Annotated in this window: 17 protein-coding genes; 5 read left to right on the top strand and 12 right to left on the bottom strand. The window is 70.6% G+C overall.

Annotated features, from left to right (window positions below):
• Positions 1 to 138 precede the first annotated feature (138 nt).
• Both M2157_RS47200 and M2157_RS47195 read left to right on the top strand, forming a co-directional pair.
• On the top strand, positions 139 to 1,320 hold the full coding sequence (locus M2157_RS47200) for an acyl-CoA dehydrogenase family protein (protein ID WP_280868575.1): 1,182 nt from the start codon (positions 139 to 141) through the stop codon (positions 1,318 to 1,320).
• A complete protein-coding gene (locus M2157_RS47195; protein ID WP_280868574.1) occupies positions 1,317 to 1,811 on the top strand; it encodes a flavin reductase family protein in 495 nt (164 codons plus the stop codon). The genes M2157_RS47200 and M2157_RS47195 overlap by 4 nt, the downstream gene beginning before the upstream one ends.
• Positions 1,812 to 1,988: 177 nt before the next feature.
• On the opposite strand, the gene M2157_RS47190 is transcribed toward M2157_RS47195, so the two are convergent.
• The 3 genes from M2157_RS47190 to M2157_RS47180 all read right to left on the bottom strand — a co-directional run bounded on the left by M2157_RS47190 (position 1,989) and on the right by M2157_RS47180 (position 3,961).
• On the bottom strand, positions 1,989 to 2,588 hold the full coding sequence (locus M2157_RS47190) for a hypothetical protein (RefSeq protein ID WP_280868573.1): 600 nt from the start codon (positions 2,586 to 2,588) through the stop codon (positions 1,989 to 1,991).
• A gap of 71 nt (positions 2,589 to 2,659) precedes the next feature.
• A complete protein-coding gene (locus M2157_RS47185; RefSeq protein WP_280868572.1) occupies positions 2,660 to 3,190 on the bottom strand; it encodes an SRPBCC family protein in 531 nt (176 codons plus the stop codon).
• 429 nt (positions 3,191 to 3,619) lie between these two features.
• Positions 3,620 to 3,961 carry a hypothetical protein gene (locus tag M2157_RS47180; protein ID WP_280868571.1) on the bottom strand — a complete coding sequence of 114 codons (342 nt, stop codon included), beginning with the start codon at positions 3,959 to 3,961 and terminating at the stop codon, positions 3,620 to 3,622.
• A gap of 135 nt (positions 3,962 to 4,096) precedes the next feature.
• Here M2157_RS47180 and M2157_RS47175 point away from each other — a divergent pair, with 135 nt between their 5' ends.
• Complete coding sequence (locus tag M2157_RS47175) at positions 4,097 to 6,286, top strand: SpoIIE family protein phosphatase (protein WP_280868570.1); 2,190 nt, start codon at positions 4,097 to 4,099, stop codon at positions 6,284 to 6,286.
• Positions 6,287 to 6,378: 92 nt separating this feature from the next.
• Here the strand turns inward: M2157_RS47175 and M2157_RS47170 are convergent, their stop codons facing one another.
• The 7 genes from M2157_RS47170 to M2157_RS47140 form a co-directional block, all read right to left on the bottom strand.
• Positions 6,379 to 7,947 carry an ATP-binding cassette domain-containing protein gene (locus tag M2157_RS47170; protein WP_280859332.1) on the bottom strand — a complete coding sequence of 523 codons (1,569 nt, stop codon included), beginning with the start codon at positions 7,945 to 7,947 and terminating at the stop codon, positions 6,379 to 6,381.
• Positions 7,944 to 9,647 (bottom strand): ATP-binding cassette domain-containing protein, encoded by a 1,704-nt coding sequence (locus tag M2157_RS47165; RefSeq protein ID WP_280868569.1) that lies wholly within the window; start codon positions 9,645 to 9,647, stop codon positions 7,944 to 7,946. Before M2157_RS47165 ends, M2157_RS47170 begins: the two co-directional genes overlap by 4 nt.
• Positions 9,640 to 9,885, bottom strand: a complete 246-nt coding sequence (locus M2157_RS47160) for a hypothetical protein (RefSeq protein ID WP_280859334.1) — start codon at positions 9,883 to 9,885, stop codon at positions 9,640 to 9,642. The genes M2157_RS47165 and M2157_RS47160 overlap by 8 nt, the downstream gene beginning before the upstream one ends.
• Before the next feature lie 3 nt (positions 9,886 to 9,888).
• Positions 9,889 to 10,857: a cytochrome d ubiquinol oxidase subunit II gene (locus M2157_RS47155; RefSeq protein ID WP_280859335.1), complete on the bottom strand. Its 969-nt coding sequence runs from the start codon at positions 10,855 to 10,857 to the stop codon at positions 9,889 to 9,891.
• On the bottom strand, positions 10,854 to 12,257 hold the full coding sequence (locus M2157_RS47150) for a cytochrome ubiquinol oxidase subunit I (RefSeq protein ID WP_280868568.1): 1,404 nt from the start codon (positions 12,255 to 12,257) through the stop codon (positions 10,854 to 10,856). Before M2157_RS47150 ends, M2157_RS47155 begins: the two co-directional genes overlap by 4 nt.
• A gap of 169 nt (positions 12,258 to 12,426) precedes the next feature.
• The gene (locus tag M2157_RS47145; protein WP_280868567.1) at positions 12,427 to 13,137 is read right to left on the bottom strand and encodes a sigma-70 family RNA polymerase sigma factor; all 711 of its coding nucleotides are present in this window, start codon (positions 13,135 to 13,137) and stop codon (positions 12,427 to 12,429) included.
• A gap of 22 nt (positions 13,138 to 13,159) precedes the next feature.
• Positions 13,160 to 14,617: an MFS transporter gene (locus tag M2157_RS47140; RefSeq protein ID WP_280859338.1), complete on the bottom strand. Its 1,458-nt coding sequence runs from the start codon at positions 14,615 to 14,617 to the stop codon at positions 13,160 to 13,162.
• Positions 14,618 to 14,979: 362 nt separating this feature from the next.
• Here M2157_RS47140 and M2157_RS47135 point away from each other — a divergent pair, with 362 nt between their 5' ends.
• Entirely contained in the window at positions 14,980 to 15,183 is a 204-nt protein-coding gene (locus M2157_RS47135; RefSeq protein ID WP_280868566.1) for a hypothetical protein, read from the top strand.
• 75 nt (positions 15,184 to 15,258) lie between these two features.
• On the opposite strand, the gene M2157_RS47130 is transcribed toward M2157_RS47135, so the two are convergent.
• Positions 15,259 to 15,864: a MarR family transcriptional regulator gene (locus tag M2157_RS47130; protein ID WP_280868565.1), complete on the bottom strand. Its 606-nt coding sequence runs from the start codon at positions 15,862 to 15,864 to the stop codon at positions 15,259 to 15,261.
• Between the two features lie 543 nt (positions 15,865 to 16,407).
• On the opposite strand from M2157_RS47130, the gene M2157_RS47125 reads away from it, so the two are divergent.
• Positions 16,408 to 18,417 carry a S9 family peptidase gene (locus M2157_RS47125; protein WP_280868564.1) on the top strand — a complete coding sequence of 670 codons (2,010 nt, stop codon included), beginning with the start codon at positions 16,408 to 16,410 and terminating at the stop codon, positions 18,415 to 18,417.
• 325 nt (positions 18,418 to 18,742) lie between these two features.
• Here the strand turns inward: M2157_RS47125 and M2157_RS47120 are convergent, their stop codons facing one another.
• Positions 18,743 to 19,003 carry a hypothetical protein gene (locus M2157_RS47120; protein WP_280859342.1) on the bottom strand — a complete coding sequence of 87 codons (261 nt, stop codon included), beginning with the start codon at positions 19,001 to 19,003 and terminating at the stop codon, positions 18,743 to 18,745.
• Between the last annotated feature and the right edge of the window lie 171 nt (positions 19,004 to 19,174).

The following is a 19,174-nucleotide window of genomic DNA, read 5'->3' as shown; positions in this document are numbered from 1 at the left end:
AGCAGTGACCGGGCGCCTCGGGCCGACGTTCCGTCGTCCTCGCGCCGGACGAGCCGTTTTCGCAAGCCATGTAAGACGCCCCATCAACCACACGCGGGTCTGATGCTCAATGACCGCACGCATTCACAAGGATCGATCATGACGACATTGCTCGAGTCCACCTCATCCCACGACCAGGAAGCCGACCAGGGCGTGCTCGGCCGCGTGCGCGCCCACCTGCCCGAGATCGCGGCACGTTCCGCCGAGGCCGAGGCCGCCCGGGCCGTTCCCGCGGAGATCATCACCGCTCTGCGTGAGGCCGGTGTGTTCCGGATGAGCCTGCCCAAGGCATGGGGCGGCGAGCAGCTCGACCTCGTGGAGAGCGCTCGGGTGGTCCGGGAGCTCTCGCGGGCAGACGGCTCGACCGGCTGGACCGTCCAGGCAGCGTCGATGGCCTGGTTCTTCGTACGGTCCCTGCCCCGGGAGACACTTGAGAAGAAGCTGTTCAGCAACAGCGCCGACCTGATGCTCCGTGGGGCGATAGCCCCGAAGGGCAAAGCGACCCCGGTGGAGGGCGGCTACCGCCTCAGCGGGCGCTGGCCGCTGGCCAGTGGCTCGTTCACCCCGGACTGGGTACTCGCGGGCTTCGTGATCGACGGCGCTCCCCCGCTGCCGGACGGCCGCCCGGACATCCGTGTCGCGCTGATCCGCCCCCAGCAGGCCACGTTCCTCGACACCTGGGACGCGGTAGGCCTGCGGGCCACGCAGAGCACGGACTTCACGATGGACGACGTCTTCGTGCCCGAGCGCTTCACAGGGCCGCTGGTGGGCGACAACAACATCCCCGCCCCCTTCTACGGCCTGCCGTACACCGCCACCGGTGCCTCGCACGACGCCGTCATCATCGGCTGCCTGGAGGGTGCGCTCGGCGACCTCGCGGAACTGGCCGCCACCAAGCGGCCGGCGTTCAACCCCGGGGTGGTCATCGGCGCGGACCCGGTGTTCCAGGAGAAGTTCGCCGAGCTGCACCTGCGCACGGCGGCGCTGAACGCCTTGCTGGAGCAGACCGGGCGCGTCGTCATGGACCGGGCGCTCGTAGGTGAGGAGCCCACCGCGGTCGAGTGGTTCAGCTACACCGGCGGCCACCAGCACATCCACCACGAGGGCAGCCGCATCCTCAACGAGATCATGACGCTGTCGGGCAGTTCTGGGCTCTACAGCGCCCACCCGTTGCAGCGCCGCTGGCGCGACGTCCGCTGCGTCGCCCAGCACGTGGCGGGCAACAACGGCTCGTTGCGGCGTCTTGGCGCCGTGCTTTCCGGTCAGCAGGACGCCCGATGAGCCCGCTCGTCGCGACACCGACTGATCCCGTCGTGCTGCGCCAGGCGTTCGGCTGCTTCCCGTCGGGGGTGACGGCTCTGTGCGCGCTTGATTCGGGTACGCCGGTGGGCATGGCCGCGAGTACGTTCACCCCGGTCTCCCTTCAACCGCCTCTGGTGTCGGTCTGCGTCCAGGACACCTCGTCGACCTGGCCGAGGCTGCGCAAGCAGAGCCGCCTGGGCCTGAGCGTCCTGGCCGAGGGACAGGATCTGGTCTGCCGTTCGCTGGCCACCAAGAACGGCGACCGGTTCGCGGACGTAGGCTGGGAAGCCGGTGAGGACGGCAGCGTGTACGTCCTCGGTGCCGCCCTATGGCTGGACTGCTCGATCCACGCCGAGCTCCCGGGCGGCGACCACACGATCGTGCTGCTGGAGATCCACGGTCTGAAGGCCGAACCCGAACGGGCACCGCTGGTGTTCCACGGCAGCCGGTTCCGGCGTCTGGCCGCGTGATACGCCGATAACGGCTGCGGAGTCCCGCCCTGCATGGTCGCCGCCCGCCCCACCGCACCGGCCGGGCTCTCGCCGGGCGTCGAGGTCGGCCGCGGGAACCACCGCAGGGACTTCGTCCAGGCCGCCGAGCGACAGTATGGCCGTGTTGAAGACCGAGCTAGAAGAGGATGCTCGCGGTCAAGTCGGGTGGGAGAGGAGGCTTCGTGGCCGGCTGGGCCGCGGGCGGAGGTGGACTGTGGCGGGGTGGCGGGGGCGGGGGCGGGGGCGCGGACGGGCCCAGGCCGAACGGTGAACCGGCAGCCTCCGCAAGCGCAGCAGCGCATCGCGTTGCTGCCTCCCCGGCACAGCCATCCGCCGCAGGACCCCGGCGAACGCGTCCTCCACCAGCGCCAGCTGCCTCGACAGCTCGCCCGGCCGGCCCAGGCTGCTGCCGTTGGCCAGGTCGGTAAGCAGCTCTTGTGCCTTTTGCTGCAAGAGAGCCAACGCCTCCCATCCCCGAGGCTGCCGCCCCGGCCGGAGTCCCTCGGTCCCGGCGGGCAGGACAAGAGCCTCGCGGATCCGGTCGCCGGCACAGGCGTGCCAGTGCGTCAGCTCACCGGGCCGATCGGCTTGGAGGCCGGCGAGGACGACGAGCAGGACCGATGCGCCCAGCGGCCACTCGCCGATGCCGCCCGTCCCTTCCCCCTGCGGATGACCGGGTTGCAGGAAGGGGCGCAGCGAGTCGAGGTGCTGTGCGGCGAGTTCCGCCGCGGACTGGCAGGCGTGTTCAGTGGGCACGGGCACATCACTGCTTCGTCGAGGTGTTGTCGGCTGGTCTGGAACTGGCACGGCTCAGGCTGCGACGCCCTTCAGCGGGCTTCTTCGGCGAGCGCCTTGATGCCGAGCAATGTGGCTTCGATGTTCGTGCGGAGCTCGGCAAGACGGAAGGCCACGATCGCCTCCTCCCGTTCCGGCGTACAGTCGATCGCCAGACTGATCCCGGAGCGGCCCGGCCCGATCCGGGCGACCTGCCGCAGCCTGCTGCCGGTCCCCTCCGTCTCGACCTCAAAGCGCCAGGTGGCCAGGGGCTCCGAGGGATCTGGTGCGGGGTCGCCGAACCGGCCGTCGGGCTCGACGACCACCCAGCCGAACACCCGCTGCTCCTCCAGCTCGACGACATGCGAGACCGTCCGCCAGTCGCCGATCAACCGATGGTGGTTGTACCCGGCGAAGCGTGCCCCGACCGTCGGCCCTTCCGCACCGTCGAGCCATTGCACACGCTGCAGTTCGGGGCTCAGCCGGGCCGGCAGACCGATGTCCGTCATCACACACCACACCCGCGAGGGCTCCGCCTCTATCTGAACATCACAGCCGACCCTCGGCCCCTCGGCAAACCGCACGGTGTCTCTCCCTCCTGGCCCGGACCGGACGGCCCGGACCTCGAATTCGGCCTCCCCGAGAGGCTGTGTCGGCTGCCCGCGCGCCGGGCGGCCACTTCCTGCGTCAGCTGGGGAGCCACCAAGAACAGGGCGCCGACCACGCCGTAGTCGGTCAGGTCGAGGATCGGCGCCTCGGAACTGGTGCAGGTAGTAACCGGCATTCACCGCAGCGCGCGAGGCGCCCACCACGTCGCCCAGGGCATCGGCCAGGTCCTCGACCACCTTGAAACCGTCCGCTCCCGCGACCCCGCGGCCTCCGGAAACGACGACGCTCGCCTCGGTGAGCCCTGGACTGTCGCCCGCGAGCACGGCCCGCCGGGCGGTGACACGACCGGATGCCGCATGGCCGACCGGCGGCGCGAAGAGCTCCCACTCCCCCGCCTCCACGAATTACTCCTCCGGCTCGAAGGCGCCCGGCCGCACGGCAACGACCCGAATGCCGTGGTTGACCTGCGAGCGCACGGTGCACGACCCGCCGAAGACGACCTGGGTGACGACGCCGGACGGATCCACGTCGACCGCATCGATCAACCACCCGGCGTCCAGGCGCGCAGCGAGACGCCCGGCCATCTCCCTGCCATCCGTCGTCGCGGAGACGAGAACGACGGCAGAGGTGGCGTCCCGGACGGCGAGTTCCAGCGCGTCGGCGATGCGCAAGCCGTCCAGTGCGCCCCGGCCCGTTCCGTCGCGACCGTCGGCCCTTGCGTCCGGCACGCTGTGCTGGGCGCTCACGCACCCCAGAGCTGACGCATCTTTGTGCGCACACTGGGCAAAGCACGACCGGGCCTTTGTGGGCGAACCGGCCGATGCGAGCGCAGAAGCATTGCGGTATAGCCTCGAACAAGGGGATCGGCCCCTGGAGCAGCAATGAGAGACGAGGCAAATCTCGCGAGAGCGGCCGGCCCCATGACGGCTCTCAGCGCCGAGGACCGGATGCTCGCCGCAACGCTGCAGCATGCGGTGTACGAGCTTCAGGCAACCACCGGTACCGCGATGGTCCCGCTGGAGGGTGGCCGGGCGCTGGCCAACATCATCGTGGTGGGCGACCCGCTGTCGGTCTTCACCGTGGCGGATCGCCACCCGGTGGACGACGACCGGTACACCGGAGCCGTCGCCTACCGCACCGGCCGCCAGTGTGTCCGGGTCCGGAGTGAGACGCCCAGCGGTGTCCGCCCGGCCATGCCGTTCCCGTACGCGATGGTCGCCACCCCGTTGACCGACGACGAGGGGCGGTCCTTCGGGGTCATCGTGCTGGTGTGGGCCGACCCTGTCGGCTGGGCGGCCAAGTCGGCCAGGGTGCGGCACCGCTGCAAGAGCCTCGTGGCCGAGCTCTCCCGTGCCCTGCTCCGGCGGGGCGGCCTGCCCCCTAGACGGCACTTTCCTGGCGTACCGAGGTTCATCCTGGCTCGCCCCACGGGAGAGGACGCTCTGCTCGAGTCGGTGAGTCTGTCGCTCGTCTACCAGATCGGCCGACTCTCCGCCGAGCTCAGCCAGGCCCCGGGCCTGCGGGACGTCGTCGAGACGGCAATCGCACGGATCATGGAACCCTTCGGAGCCCGGTGCCTTGCCATCTCGGTCGTCGACGAAGGACGGCCACGGCTGCTGGGCTACGAGGGAGTCGGCCCTGCGCTCGCGGCGCGGCTCGTGAATGCCTCGACGGGCACGCTGGAAGAGGAGACGAGCAACGACGCAGGGCCGTCGCCCCCGGACCGGCCCCTCTTCTTCGAGGCCGTGGACACGGACGAACCGATCACGGCCTACTGTCTGCTCCCCCTGGCGATCGACGACCACACCGCCGGAACCCTCGCCCTGGGCTTCGACCACCGACACACCTTCAAGGCGGACGAACGGGCCGCCCTGACCAGGATGGCCCAGCTGCTGGCCCAAGCCATCGGCCGGGCACGGCAGTTCGAGACCGAACGCCGGCTGGCCCAGGAACTGCAGCAAAGCCTGCTGCCCCCTGCCCTCCCCCAGCACAGTGAGATGGACATCGCCGCCCGTTACGTCACGCCGACGACCGGTACCGTCGGCGGCGACTGGTACGACGTGATCAACCTCCCCGACGGCGGTATCGGCCTGGTCACCGGCGACGTCGAGGGACACTCACCCCGTGCGGCCACGACCATGGGCCAGATCCGCAGCGCCGTCCGCGCCTACGCCGCGGAAGGCCACCGCCCGGCAGACGTACTCACCCGCACCAACCGGCTCCTCTCGGACCTCGGCACCGACCTGCTCGCCACATGCTGCTGCGTGTGGCTGGACCCGGAAGCCGAAACCGTCGAAATCTCGTCCGCGGGACATCCAGCTCCATTGCTCGGCCACCCCGGCAGTCCCTTCGCGGCCCCCGAACTGCCCCTGGGGATACCGCTGGGCGTGCGGCCCGACACGTGCTACGGCTCGGGACAGGCCCCACTGCGTGAGGGGACCGTCCTGGTGCTGTACACGGACGGGCTGGTGCGCTCCCATTCGGTCCCGCTCGGCGACGGCATCGAGGCGCTGCACGCGCGCCTTGCGACATCCGGCGACCTGAGACTGGAGGTCCTGGCCGACCACCTGCTCGAGATCACGGGCGGCAACCGGCGAGACGACGACGCGGCGGTGCTGATCGCACAGTTCCTGGGCCTGGGCGCCGACCGAAGCCAGCGCGTGGCACGGACGTTCGTCCATCGTCACGATCTCCGTGCGGTCGCCGACGTCCGCAGGTTCCTGCGGGCACAGGCACGATCGTGGGACTGGGAAGCCGTCATCCCCGACCTTGAGTTGGCCGTCACCGAACTGGTCACCAACGGTCTGGTGCACGCCGACAGCAAGGTCGAGGTCCGGTTGCGCGAATACGCCGACCACCTGCGCGTGGACGTACGCGACTCCGATCCGCGGCCACCGCTGCCGGCGCCCGTGCTCACCTCCGGTGGGACGGACGACGAATCGGAACACGGCCGCGGACTGCTCATCGTCGACGCCCTGGCCGCGTCATGGGGCAACTCCCCCAGCGGGCGCGGCAAATCGGTCTGGTTCGAGCTGACCAGACCGACGGCCTCGGCGAAGCCGGAGAGTTGAACGCCGCGGCGGGCACAGGGCGGGTGAACGACCCGCTCCGGGCGCAACGCGAGCGGCCACGGCCGGGCCATGTACCGCGCGCGTCCGCTCTCCTACCGATCGAGCCCGGCCGTGCTCCAGGCCCGTCCCAATGCCTCCGCAGCGGCCGGCACCTCGTGCACGGCCAGGACGAGTACCGCATGGGGCAGTCGGCGGCGCACGGCTGCGAGTACTCGGTTCGCGGTTTCGTTGTCGAGGCCGGTGGTCGGTTCGTCTATGAGCAGGATGTCGGGACGGGCCGCGAGGGCGCGCGCGATGGCCAGGCGGCGTTGCTCACCGCCGGACAGACCACGCCCACCGGCGCCGACCTTCGTGTTCCCGGTGAGCCCACTGCGGTCGAGCTCCATGGCAGTGAGCAGTTCTTCGATGTCCTCGTCGCTCGCGCCGGCGTCGGCGAGCCGGATGTTGTCGGCGACCGAACCGGTGAACAGGTGGTTGTCGGCCGGCACGTTGGTCACGGTGACCGATGTCGCTGAGCCCCCGGGATCGCGCAGGGCGCTCGCGAGGGCGTCGAGGAAAGTGGTCTTGCCGCTCCCGGACGCGCCGGTGACGAACAGGGTCGAGCCGACGGGGACCGTGACATCGATGCGTCGTCGGCGTCGTAGCGAAGATCGAGGCACTCGATAGCCGGTCACGGTCAGCGCGCGGGAGTCGTAGGTGGCCCGGCACGCGGGCGTACCGGAGCTGTCGGCCGTGCTGCCCGCCGAGGCCAGTCGCCTGGCGGCCCCGTCGGCAAGGGCACGTGAGCGCACTGCCGGGACGAGGCGTTCGGCGTTGGCCAGCACGCCGGTGACGAGCAGGACGAGGAAGACGAGCGTGGTGACGTCGGCGCCTCGTGCGTCGGCGAACAGCACGGTCAGGACCAACGCCATGGCGGACAGGACGCGGCAGGCACCGAGCGCACGAGCAGTGGCTGCCGCCGCATGGAACCGCTGTTCCTCGTAGGCGTCCAAGCGTTCCCGGGTACGCAGCGCCAGGTGGTCGGCGACGCCGAGGGAGGCCGTCTCGGGCCAGGCGTCGACGGCGGCGGCGAGTTCGGTGCGCAGGGCACTGCGGCTGCTGCCCGGATCGTTGATGTGGTGGGCGGTGGCTGTCGCGATCGCGGCGCACAGGGCCGCAGTCACGGCGACGACCGTGGCTGTTGAGGGATAGCCGGCGAGGGCGACCGTCAGGCAGCCTCCCACGGCGAGAGCGGCTGCCTGGACGGCCGGTGCGGTCGCCTGGATGAGGGCCATGCCCTGGGTGTCGGCATCGGCCATGACACGATCGAGTGATTGTCCGGACCAGTGGCCGCTGGAGCCGGTGGCCGCGCGGTCGTAGTAGCCGAGCCGGGTCGTGGTGATCCGGCGCAGAGCGGCGGAGTGCAGGACGACCCGGGCGGCGTAGTGGGTGGCGATCCTGCCGAGGGCGAGCGCGCGCACGCCGCCGCTGGGGGCGAGGTAGGAGAAGGTGCTGTACGCGGTGGCTCCGGCCACGGCCGAACTGGCGATGAACCAGCCGGACAGTCCCACGAGTCCGACCGAGCAGCTCTCGGCCACGACGGCGAGCAGGAGTCCCGATGCGGCGACGAGGACGGTGCCGGCCGACCGGGTACGAGGGCGCGAAGGTATGCGGGCTGTCATGCGGGTGTCGCCTCCCGTGCGGTGCTGAGCGTGCCGTCGGCGAGGGTGAACACCGTGTCGGCGCACTGTGCCAGGGCGAGTGAGTGGGTGGCGACGACGACCGTCCGGCCCCGGGAGGCCGTGCGCAACACGTCGACGACCAGCGCCTCGGCGTCCGCGTCGAGATGGGCGGTCGGCTCGTCGAGGATCCACAGTCCGGCGTCGCGCAGAAGTGCCCGGGCGATGGCGATCCGGCGGGCCTCGCCGGTGGACAGGCCCCGACCGCCCTCCCCCAGCGGGGTGTCCAGGCCGTGGGGCAGCCGCGCCACGACGTCGGCCAGGCCGGCCGCCACGACGGCCCGATCGATGTCCGCAGGACTCGCGGACGGCCGGGCGAGACGGATGTTGTCCCCGACGGACCCCGGGAGAAGAACGGTCTGCTGGCCGATCCAGGCACATGCCCCCAGGTGCGGGGGCGAGAACCCGGTGTCGGTCACCCACCGTACGGTTCCGGTGCTCGGTTCCCGGGCACCGGAGATCAGTGAGAGCAGGGTGGTCTTACCGGCCCCGGACGGCCCGGTGACGGCCGTCCATCGTCCCGCCGCGAACGTGGCATTCGTACGTCCGATGACGCGCCACCCCCCGCGCGGGAATCGGAAGGTGACGTCGTCGAGGAGGACGCTGCAGGGCGGGGCGGCCACGCGCGGGCCCTGCCGCCGCGGCGGTGGCTCCGCGAGGAGTCTCATCAGAGGGGGCACGGCCGCGGCCGCCCGCTCCTGGCTGTGGTAGGCCGCTGCCAGCGAACGCAGGGGCTGGAAGTACATCGGGCACAGCAGCAGCGTCAGCAGCCCGCCGGACAGTGTCACGCGCGGTGCTGCTGCGATGTGGACGTAGCCGAGCAGGGACAGCCCGATGTAAGTGGCGTCGGCCGCGATGGAGAAGGTGACGACGACGTCCATCACCGCGCCGGAGACGAAAGCCCGCCGCACGATCCCCATCGTGGTGGCGTTCAACGCCGCTGCCGCGTCGACCAGTTCGTCCCTACGGCGGGACAGCGCGCCGATGCCGCGCAGTGTGGGCAGGCCGCGGAAGCTGTCCAGCACGACGGCTCCCAGACGGGCGGTCGCAGTGACCCGCTCCTCGGCGCCCTCCTTGGCGAGCAGCCCGGCCAGGCGCATGTTCAGCGGGACGAGCAGGCTCGCCAGCAGCAGCATCACCGCGGCCGGCCACTGCACCGCCACGGTGACGCCGAGCACGACCGCCATCGACACACCTGCCGCCAGTCGCTGCGGCAGGACCTGGGCGTGATGGTCGGCCACGTCGTCCGCGAGTTCCACACTCGCCATGGCGGCCGTCGCGGCGTCGGTATCGGCGCGCCGCCATCCGCTGGGCAGAAGTCCGGCGACCAGGCGTCTGCGGATGGCGGCGCTGATCCTCCGGTGGCCTGCGGCCTGTGACCGGCCCGCGCCCCATGTCGCACCCGCCGCCAGGAGCCCGCCCAGCAGCAGGAAACCCGCCTGGGTCCAGGTCGGTTGCGTGCGATGGTTCAGCGCGTCGGCCGCGATCCAGGCGAGTGCCGTCCATTGGACGACGGTGAACACCGTCTCCAGGACCTGGCACGCGGCGGCGAGCCGCAGCGGGCGGTGTCCGGGCACGGCGGCGGCAGCCAGCCAGGCGCGCGGATCCTGGCCCGGGGTCGCGGTCCCGGGGCGCTCAGTCATCGTCATCGATCCGCCGGTGGTCCAGGATCCAGGCGAGGGCGCCGACGGCCATGACGATCAGCAGGCCGATCGTGCTCAGCAGGTCCGTGTGGTACTTCGGGTAGCCGGAGAACATCCCCTGGCACACGAAGTAGCAGAACAGACCGCCCGCGATGCCCAGGACGACGAGCAGGGCCCGCAACAGGAACCTCCCTGCCCTTCGCAGCGGCCGGCGCGTGATCGGGGTGTGCGTGGTCATCGGCTACTCCTGTGCCTGCGGTGCGAGGCCGCCGTCGGGTGCGCCGTGCCGCCCGCCCCGGAAGGCGTGGTGGGCGAACCAGTTGTAGAAGAGGATCAGTGGCATGTTCAGTCCGATCCCGACGGCGAGGAACGCCATCGTGGTGCGGGGCGCCACGGAGCCGGAGACCGTGAGCGCCGGCGGAAGGATCACGGGGTAGCGGGCCACGACCACGGCGAGCGCCAGGGCCACAGTGGCGGTCGCGAGCGCGGCGAAGGGCAGGGTGTCGCTCGCCGCGGACCGCAGCGTCACCAGCGCGGTCACCGCGCCGACGGTCGCGAACAGCAGCAGACCGGCGAAGGCGATCGTCCGCCCGGGGCCGTGCAGGTTCAGCGGTGCGTGGGTGCTTCCAACGGTGACCAGGCACGCGGTCCCCAGAGCTGTCGCGAGCAGTGTGGCGACGATGCCGGCACGCGTACTCCTGGCCCGGACTCCGCTGGTCGTCTTCCCCTTCAGATACGCGCATCCCAGGGCCAGATAGCCGCATGCGACGGCACTCGCGGTCAGTACGGAGAACCAGACATGGTGACCGCCCGTCAGCGTTCCCAGCACGGCGCCCTGAGCCAGCGATGCGGTCAACGAGGCTGTGCCGAAAGCCCGCTGCCATCCGATGCCGGGCGGTGCCTGCGAGGCCATCTCCACGGCGACACCGCGGACGATCAGCGAGAAAAGCATCACGACCAGCGGGAGATAGGCGTGGGGCAGCAACGTGCCGAACGCCGGCGGGAAGCCCGCCCACAGGCTCACCCCGAGCAGCACCAGCCAGGTCTCGTTGCCATCCCACGTGAGGGCGACCTGCTCGAGCATCTCGAACCGGTGCCGGGCGTCGCGCTCCAGCAGGGTGGCGATGCCGATACCAAGGTCGTAGCCGTCGAGGACGACATACATCAGCAGGCAGAGCAGGATGAGGGCGAACCAGATGCCGGACATCATCGCGCCTCGCCTGCCATGGCCGGACCGGGCGCGACCGCACCGGGCTGCGGAAGAGGGTGGGGAGCCGGCCGGGGCACGCCGGCCGGGTCGGGGTGGTCCCGCTCGGGCCCGGTCCGCAGGGCGCGCACGATGTAGACGACGTACGCGGCCAGCATCACCAGATACAGCAGCGAGAACCCCACCACGGAGAAGAGCAGTTCGCCGGGTGCGAGCCGTGAGACCGCGGCGGACGTACGGAGATGGCCGAACACCACCCATGGCTGCCGGCCCGACTCGGCGGTCACCCACCCACCGAGCACGGCGATGATGCCCACGGGAGTCGACCACATCAGGAACCGGTGGAAGCGGCGTGCGGTCCACAGTTTGCGGCGCAGACGCAGGATCGTCGCGTAGAACACGGTGCCGAACATCAGCAGCGCCGCGTAGAACATGGCGCGAAATCCCCAGAAGACCGCTGCCATGTCGGGGCGGTCGGCCTTGGGGGTCAGGTCGAGACCGGGAGTCGGGGTCGTACAGGTGAGGTCCTTGGCGATGGCGCTGCCCAGGCAGGGGACGGAGAGCTCGGCGATGTTGCGCTCGGCCTGCTGGTCGGGGATCGAGAAGATCACGTACCCCTTGTTCGTACTGCCCCAGTTGCCTTCCAGGGCCTCCAGCTTGGACAGCTGGCGGGGAAGCACCGCGCCGGCGACGTTGTCACCGAGGAAGAGTTGCAGGGGCAGCAGGATCGCCGCGACGCCCAGCGCGATGGACACCGAGCGGCGGGCGAAGGCCAGCGCCCTGCCCTTGACCAGGTAGTAGGCGCCGATGCCCGCGACGAAGAAGCTCGCGGAGATCATCACCGCGGCCAGCATGTGCGGCCAGCGCCAGAGGAACGACGGGTTGAAGATGGCGTGCACCCAGTCGACGGGTTCGAACTGGCCGTGCCGGAAGACGAACCCGGCCGGTGTCTGCAGCCAGGAGTTGGCGGCGATGATCCACGTCGAGGAGAGGACCGTGCCGAGCGACACCATCACCGTGGCGGTGAACATCGTTCTCCGCTGCACGCGGCCGTCACCGTACAGCAGGATCCCGATGAAGCCGGCCTCGACGAAGAACGCGGTGACGACCTCCATGCCGATGATCGGGCCGATCACGGGACCGGTTTCGGCGGCGTAGACGCCCCAGTTGAGGCCCATCTCGAAGGTGATCACGATGCCCGCGACGACGCCGATGGCGAACCCGACGGCGAAGATACGCCGCCAGAAGCGGAACATCTGCAGATAGACGGGGTTGTCCGTGCGCCAGTGCATCCCGTAGAGAACGCACAACAGAACCGACAGGCCGACGGTGATGGCAGGGAACGTCATATGGAACATGACGGTGATGGCGAACTGCCATCTGGAGAGATCGAGCAGACTCACGCTGTCTCCCAGTGCGAAGGAGGGCTGAACGCCGTGCTTGGCTTGGCGGGTGGGCCCGTGCGGGCATGGTGATCCGGGTCGGTGGTGCACAGCAGCGGCCGGATCGAACCGATGCCCGCCGGGCACGTGGGGCGTGCGGGTCCAAAGCCCGCGCCGTGCGACGAAGCGTTCATGCGGCATCAGCGCCACGCGGCACGGGACGCCGGTCCCCGATCCCGGCGACCTCGGATCGCTTCGCCGACTCGTGTGAGCCGCGCAGGACGGATTCGCCGTCGCGCGCGCGGCCTGCCGTAACGAGCCCGCGTGCACGGGCGTGGTCCTCCAGCAGTGACCGCAGTCGACTACGTCCCCGGAACAGCCGGGACAGCACCGTGCCGGTCGGCGTCCGCATGATGTCGGCGATCTCCCGGACGGTGAAGCCCTCGACGTAGGCGAGGTACACGGCGATCCGGCCATTGACGGGCAGTGTCTGCAGCGCGGCCTTGACGTCCGCGTCGGGCAGGCGGTCCAGTGCCTCGGCCTCCGCGGAGCGCAGCCCCGTCGACGTGTGTGACTCGGCCCGGGCCAGTTGCCGGTCCTCGACCGTCGCCGCGGCGTCGATCGGCGGCCGGCTCTTTTGTGCCCGGCAGGAGTTGAGGAAGGTGGTGGTGAGGATGCGGTAGAGCCAGGCCTTGAGGTTGGTGCCGGGACGGAACTGGTGGAACGAGACGTAGGCCCTGGCGTATGTGTCCTGGACCAGGTCCTCGGCGTCGGCCGGATTGCCGGTCATGCGCAGGGCGGCCGTGTACAGGGCGTCCAGGTGCTCCAGGGCGGATGCGAATGCGGCCTGTCGGTCCGCCGCGGGCTCCACCGCTTCCGGGGTTCGTTCGGTCGTGGTCATGATGGCTTCCTCCAGCCCGCTCTCAGGCTTCGACCACGGGAGTGCGGGAGGTGGTCTGCGTGAAGCGGGGCAGTGCGGCGACGCCGACAGCCAGGAGGGCCACGATGCCCATCTGGACGTACTCGACGGTGGCGAAGGCGTGGGAGACGCCGTGCGGCGCGAGGCCGATGTACAAGGTGCCGAGCGTGGCCACGCCGAGCGCGAGCCCGCTCTGCTGCAGGGTGATCAGCGCGCCGCTGCCGATGCCTCCGAGGTGGGCGGGCACGTCGGTGAGCACGCTGCGGAACAGTCCCGCGAAGAGCATCGACTGTCCGGCGCCGACCAGTGCCAGGGGGGCGGCCATGGCCCACAGGGAGACGTGCGGCCAGTCGACGACGAGGACGGCGACCAGCCATGCGAGTCCGGCGAGTTGCAGCACGGCGCCCGCGGACAGGGCCGCGCGTCCGAAGCGGGAGATCAGGCGCGGGGCCAGGACGGATCCGGCGAAGAACAGCAGGGCCATCGGCAGGATCGCCAGGCCGCCGTGCAGGGCGTCGGCGTGCAGCCCATCCTGAACGGTCAGCGCGAAGACGAACATGAACGCCCCGAAGCCGATGCTGAAGGCCAGCACCATGGCCAGGCCTCGGGACATCGACGGCAGCCGCAGCAGTGACGGCGGCAGCAGCGGCACCTCACCGCGCCGCTCGGCCGCCTTCTCGACGACGTAGGTGACGGCGCCCAGGACGACGGCCAGGGCGAGCAGCAGCCAGGTCCACCAGGGCCAGCCGAGTGAGTGCCCCTCGGTCAGCGGGAGGAGCAGGGCGACGAGCGTGGCGGCGAACAGAACCGTGCCGGGCAGGTCGATACCGACGGGGTGTTCGGAGCGCGTGGCCGGCACGATGCGGGCGGCGACCAGCAGGACCACTATCCCGATCGGTACGTTGACCAGGAAGATCGGCCGCCAGGCCGTGCCGGCGATATCCGCGCTGACCAGCAGCCCGCCGACCACCTGGCCGACGACTGCGGCGATGCCGGAGGTGGCCCCGTACAAGGCCAGGGCACGTGCCTTGTGCTCGCCCTCCAGGGTGTGGTGGAAAGTCGCCAGCACCTGCGGCACCAGCAGCGCCGCGGTGGCACCCTGGACGATCCGAGCCGCGATCAGCACGCCGACGCCCGGTGCGAGTCCGCAGGCCAGCGAGGCCAGGACGAAGCCGATGAGCGCGCCGAGGAACAACCGGTGCCGGCCGTACCGGTCGCCCAGCCGACCGCCCAGGACCAGCAGGGCGGCGTAGGCCACGCCATATCCGGCGATCACCAGCTCCAGCGAGGACGCCGACGCGTGTAGCGACGCGTCGATGCTGGGCAGGGCGACATTGGTGATGAAGAAGTCCATGATCGGCAGGAAGGCGCCCGCCAGCAGGATCAGCACGCCGAAGGGAGACAACTCCGAGGCGCGGCGCCTCACCTGATGTCCGGTGGCATGCGTGTGCGTTGTGGCCATGACGGCCTCTCTCGAGCAGATATTTACTTGCGCTCACAACAATGAGCTTGCGTGCGCGAGTAATCAAGGCCGAAGAGCCGCTCTTGATCGAAATTTACTTGCGCACGTAATATCTTTACTTGCGTGCGCGGGTAAGTGGCTTGTAGAGCTGGATGCATGACGCACATCGACGAAACCGGTCGGCTCTCCGTGGAGCGGACAGCCGCCGCGCGGCCCCCGCCGACAGCGATGGCCGAAGAGGGCTGCTGCTCGTCGTGGCTCTGCTGACGGCGGTCGGCCCGTTGGCGATCGCATGTGCATCCCGGGGCTCCCCGCGATGCATCCAAACCTTCCTGACGAAGGCCGCGTCGATACTGCCGTACATGGGCGCGGGTACCGCCGTACGGCATGTGCTCGGCAACGACTCGGGCGGAGGCTACGAATGGGCCGCCACCCACGGCCCGGTCCCCCGCGGCATCACCGCCCTCGCACTCGACGCCTGGGGCAGGATCGAACGCCTACCGCCGTATGGACGGCGCCTACGCCGATACGGCCATGTTCACCGCCCTCGCTCAGTGCGCCATTGAGCACTGACCCACTGACCACGGAACGGTGCGGCAAGGGGGGCCAGGCCAACGCGGCCTCGCCCCCCCTTCGCGAGGTCAGCCCTTCTGTGCGATCCGCTGGAACGCGAGCGCGAGCTTTCCGAGGTCGACCCCTTCGAGCTGGTCGAAGAAGTGCCGTCGAACACTGGCCACGTGTACCGGCACGGCCTCCTCCAGGCGCGCCACGCCGGCCTCGGTCAGGGTGGCATTGAACGAACGGGCGTCATGGACGGACTGCTGCCGCCGGACGAGCCCCTCGGCTTCCAGACGTTTGACGGTGCGCCCCACAGCCGAGGCGGACTGCTGGCACAGCTCCGCCAGGTCGCTCAGCCGCATGGTGTACTCGGGCGCCTCGGACAGGAACATCAACGCGATGTACTCGGCGTGACTCATCCGCTGAAACCGCTGCAGGTCGTCGTCGAAGTCTCGCATCAGTGCCGCCATCGCCGGGCGGAGCGCCCTGATCAGGTTCCGCTCATCATCGGTCAGGGCGGAGGCGTCGTCGTCTCGCATTCCCGCAGGATACGTAGAAATTACTCGCGCAAGCAATCTTTGGGCCTTGCCGGCCCGGCCGGAGGGCAGCTCCTTGCGCTGATCGCGGACCTCATCAACCCAATGGAGGGTCCAGTTCAGGGCGGCTGCGCCGGTGAGTCTGCGGGCCATAAGGTCGACTTCCCTGTGTGCGCTCCCCCATTGCGACGGATCGTCGTTGCGGAGAACCGGTACCCGACCGCAGGATTCGGGGGCGAAACGGTGTAGCAACGGGGACGGCCGATGTCGCTGTTCCGCGATGGCTGCCCGTCTGACCTGTCGGTACTCCCCGATGCGCCTGCCGCCGACACCATGCTGCCCGCCTCGGCGCGCACCGCGAGGCGCGGCTGCCGTACGGCCCCCGGCTGCTGCAAAGCCGCCACAGCCTGCCCGGACAGGTGCGCGAGGATGAACGCCCCTGGCCCGGCGCACGTCGTCGTTCGGTCACCCGCTGTCCCGTCCGGCATCCGCAGGGGCGGCGCGTGCTCCTGCACAACCGTGAGCCACACCGGCGCCGAGCCGGAGCGGAGGAGTAGTCGGTGGGGGCGGGTCCACCCACCCGGTTGGGCGGTCTCGAAAGCCCGGCTGCTGAAGGGCGGCGAGTTCCAGGCCGCGAGACGCCCGGTCCGCCATGGCCCTGGCCGTCCGCGTCGCGAGCGGGCGACAATCACCCGCATGACCGAGTCCTCCGGTGGTCCGTCCACCTTCCGTGACCTGTCCGCCCTCGTCGCCTGCCCCCGCGTCAACTCCCTTGCGCTGTCTGTCGATGGCGCTCGTCTCGTCGCCGCCGTGCAGGTGCTGTCCGGGGACGGCACGCGGTTCGTGTCCGGTCTGTGGGAGATCGATCCGACCGGGGAGCGCGACGCGCTGCGGCTGACCCGGTCCGACAAGGGTGAGTCGGGGCCGGTGTTCGGTCCGGACGGGACGCTGTACTTCCTGTCCGGACGCGCCGCTGCGGACGGCGACGAGGACGAGGGCGCCGCGCTGTGGGCGCTTCCGCCGCGCGGGGAGGCCGTCGTCGTGGCCCGGCACCCAGGCGGGATCGCCGCGGTCACCGTCGCCCGGGACTCAGGCGCGCTGTGCCACACCGCGGGCCTGCTGCCGGGTGCCGTTGACGCCGAGGCGCACGGCAAGCTGCGCGCGGCGCGAAAGGAGGCGAAGGTCACCGCGATCCTGTATGAGGCCGGGCCGACCCGCGCCTGGGACCACGACCTCGGCCCGGCGGAGCCGCACACCTTTATCCGTGCCGGTGTTGACGCGGAGCCGGTCGTCGCTGGCGGGCAGGGGATCGGGCTGGAGGATCCGGGGGACGCGGCGTTGTCGCCGGACGGCACACGGGTCGCGTACCGCCGGTTCGTGCCCGGGCGGGTCCCGGACGAGCATCGCACCGCCGTGGTGGTGGCCGACGCGGTGAGCGGTGAGGAGATCATCGTTGTCGGTGATTTGGAGCACCTCTACGAGGCGCCGCGGTTCACCCACGACGGTTCGGCCGTCGTGTGCTGCCGGATGCGCTACCCGACGTACAACGACCCCTGGGAAGCGACTCTCGTCCGGGTCGACCTGGCCGACGGCGCGGTGCGCGACCTGCTGCCGGGGTTCGACAACTGGCCTGGTGGCGTGGCCTGTTCACCGGTGGACGACACGCTCTTCTTCACGTCCGACGAGCAGGGGCACGCGCCCGTCTTCCGGCGCGACCCGGACGGTGGCGTCACACGCCTCACCGCTTCGGGTGCGTACGGCTCGCTGGCCGTAGCCCCCGACGGGCGGACGCTCTACGCCCTGCGCCATGCGGTCGACGCGCCGCCGACGCCCGTCCGGATCTACGCCGACGTCGTGGACCAGACTCCGGCCGTGCTGCCCGCCCCGGGTGGCGTCGGCGAGCTGCCCGGCGCGCTCACCGAGGTGCACGCGGAGGCGGACGACGGGTTCGTGCTGCGCGGCTGGCTCGTGCTGCCCGAGGGCGCCTCCGCCGAGCGGCCCGCTCCGCTGCTCGTCGCCGTCCACGGCGGACCGCAGTCCAGCTGGAACGGCTGGACCTGGCGGTGGAACCCCTGGCCGTTCGCCGCGCGCGGTTATGCGGTGCTGCTGCCGGATCCGGCCCTGTCGACCGGCTACGGGCAGATCAACCACCGGCGCGGCTGGGGGCAGTGGGGCGGGCGCCCCTACACGGATGTGATCGCGCTGACCGACGCGACCGAGGCCCGGGACGACATCGATGCCTCACGTACTGCGCTCGCCGGCGGCTCCTACGGCGGATACATGGCAAACCGGGTCGCCACCAGCACGGACCGCTTCAAGGCGATCATCAGCCATGCGGGCCTGTGGGACCTGCGGATGTTCCAGGGCGACACCGATGTGCCCTGGTACTTCCAGCGGATCTTCGGCGACCCGCTGACCCGCCCCGAGCGGTACGAGGCCGACTCGCCGCACCTGGACGTCGCGAAGATCCGCACCCCCATGCTGGTCATCCACGGCGCCAAGGACTACCGCGTGCCCGTCGGGCAGGGCGCCACGCTCTTCCAGGAACTGCAGCGCCACGAAGTCCCCGCGAAGTACCTCTACTTCCCGGACGAGAACCACTGGATCCTGAGGCCGAACCACACGCGCCTGTGGTACGAGACATTCCTCAACTTCCTCGACCACCACGTTCTCGGCGCCGAATGGCAGCAGCCCGGCCTGCTATGACCGGGCCGAGCCGGGCAGCCATCGGCCTACCGACTTGCGTCCCCTTCCGGCCACCGCTACCCCCTTTGGCTTCATGGAGAGCCGGTGCGGGCTTGTGACCTTCGGGGCTGCCGAAGTCATCTGACCGTGCCCGCGGCCCAGCCGCGCCAGCCCCGGACGCTGAATGCCTGCCCCCGGTCACACGCACGTCGGCACGCTGGCAGAGCCACACGGGGTGCCGGCTGCGCGGGGCATCGTCAGGAGTAGGCCGCGACAGCCCAGCCGGCGTGTTGGACCTCGGCCACACCGCGCCAGGCCTCGGCCTGTACCGAGACGCCGACCAGCTCTACAGCACGCCACAACGGGCGGAAGCGCTGCGGCCGCAGCTGCTCTTGTTGGCCAGCTGCACCCTGTGCACACCGGCATCCCAGAAGCCGCACACTACGAAGCCACCCACGCCGACCTCGACGAGCCGTACGGCGTGGCCGGGCTGCTGGACGCGCTGCATGAGGCTGCGGCGCAGGAGCAGGTGGCCGCGCTCCTGGCCCGCGACCCGGCCACCCACACCAACCTCGACCGCCGGAGTGCCGCACAGGGCCTGCGGCATTCACGGGGGGCGGGGGCGAGCGGGGTGCTCGGCCGGGGGTGGGTGCGGTGTCTTCTTGGCGGCGTCGTAGCCGCGGCTCCTATGGCCGGCCGCCGGTCCAGGGGTCCGCCCTGCGCGCCAGCTTCTTCGCCCGGCGGCGTGCGTCCGGGGGGAGGCGGTGGAGGACCGTAC

Origin of the sequence: Streptomyces sp. SAI-127 (assembly GCF_029894425.1) — a bacterium.
In the GTDB taxonomy this organism is placed as follows: Bacteria; Actinomycetota; Actinomycetes; order Streptomycetales; family Streptomycetaceae; genus Streptomyces.
The sequence above is the reverse complement of the archived record's forward strand: the minus strand, read 5'-3'. Positions and strand labels throughout refer to the sequence as shown.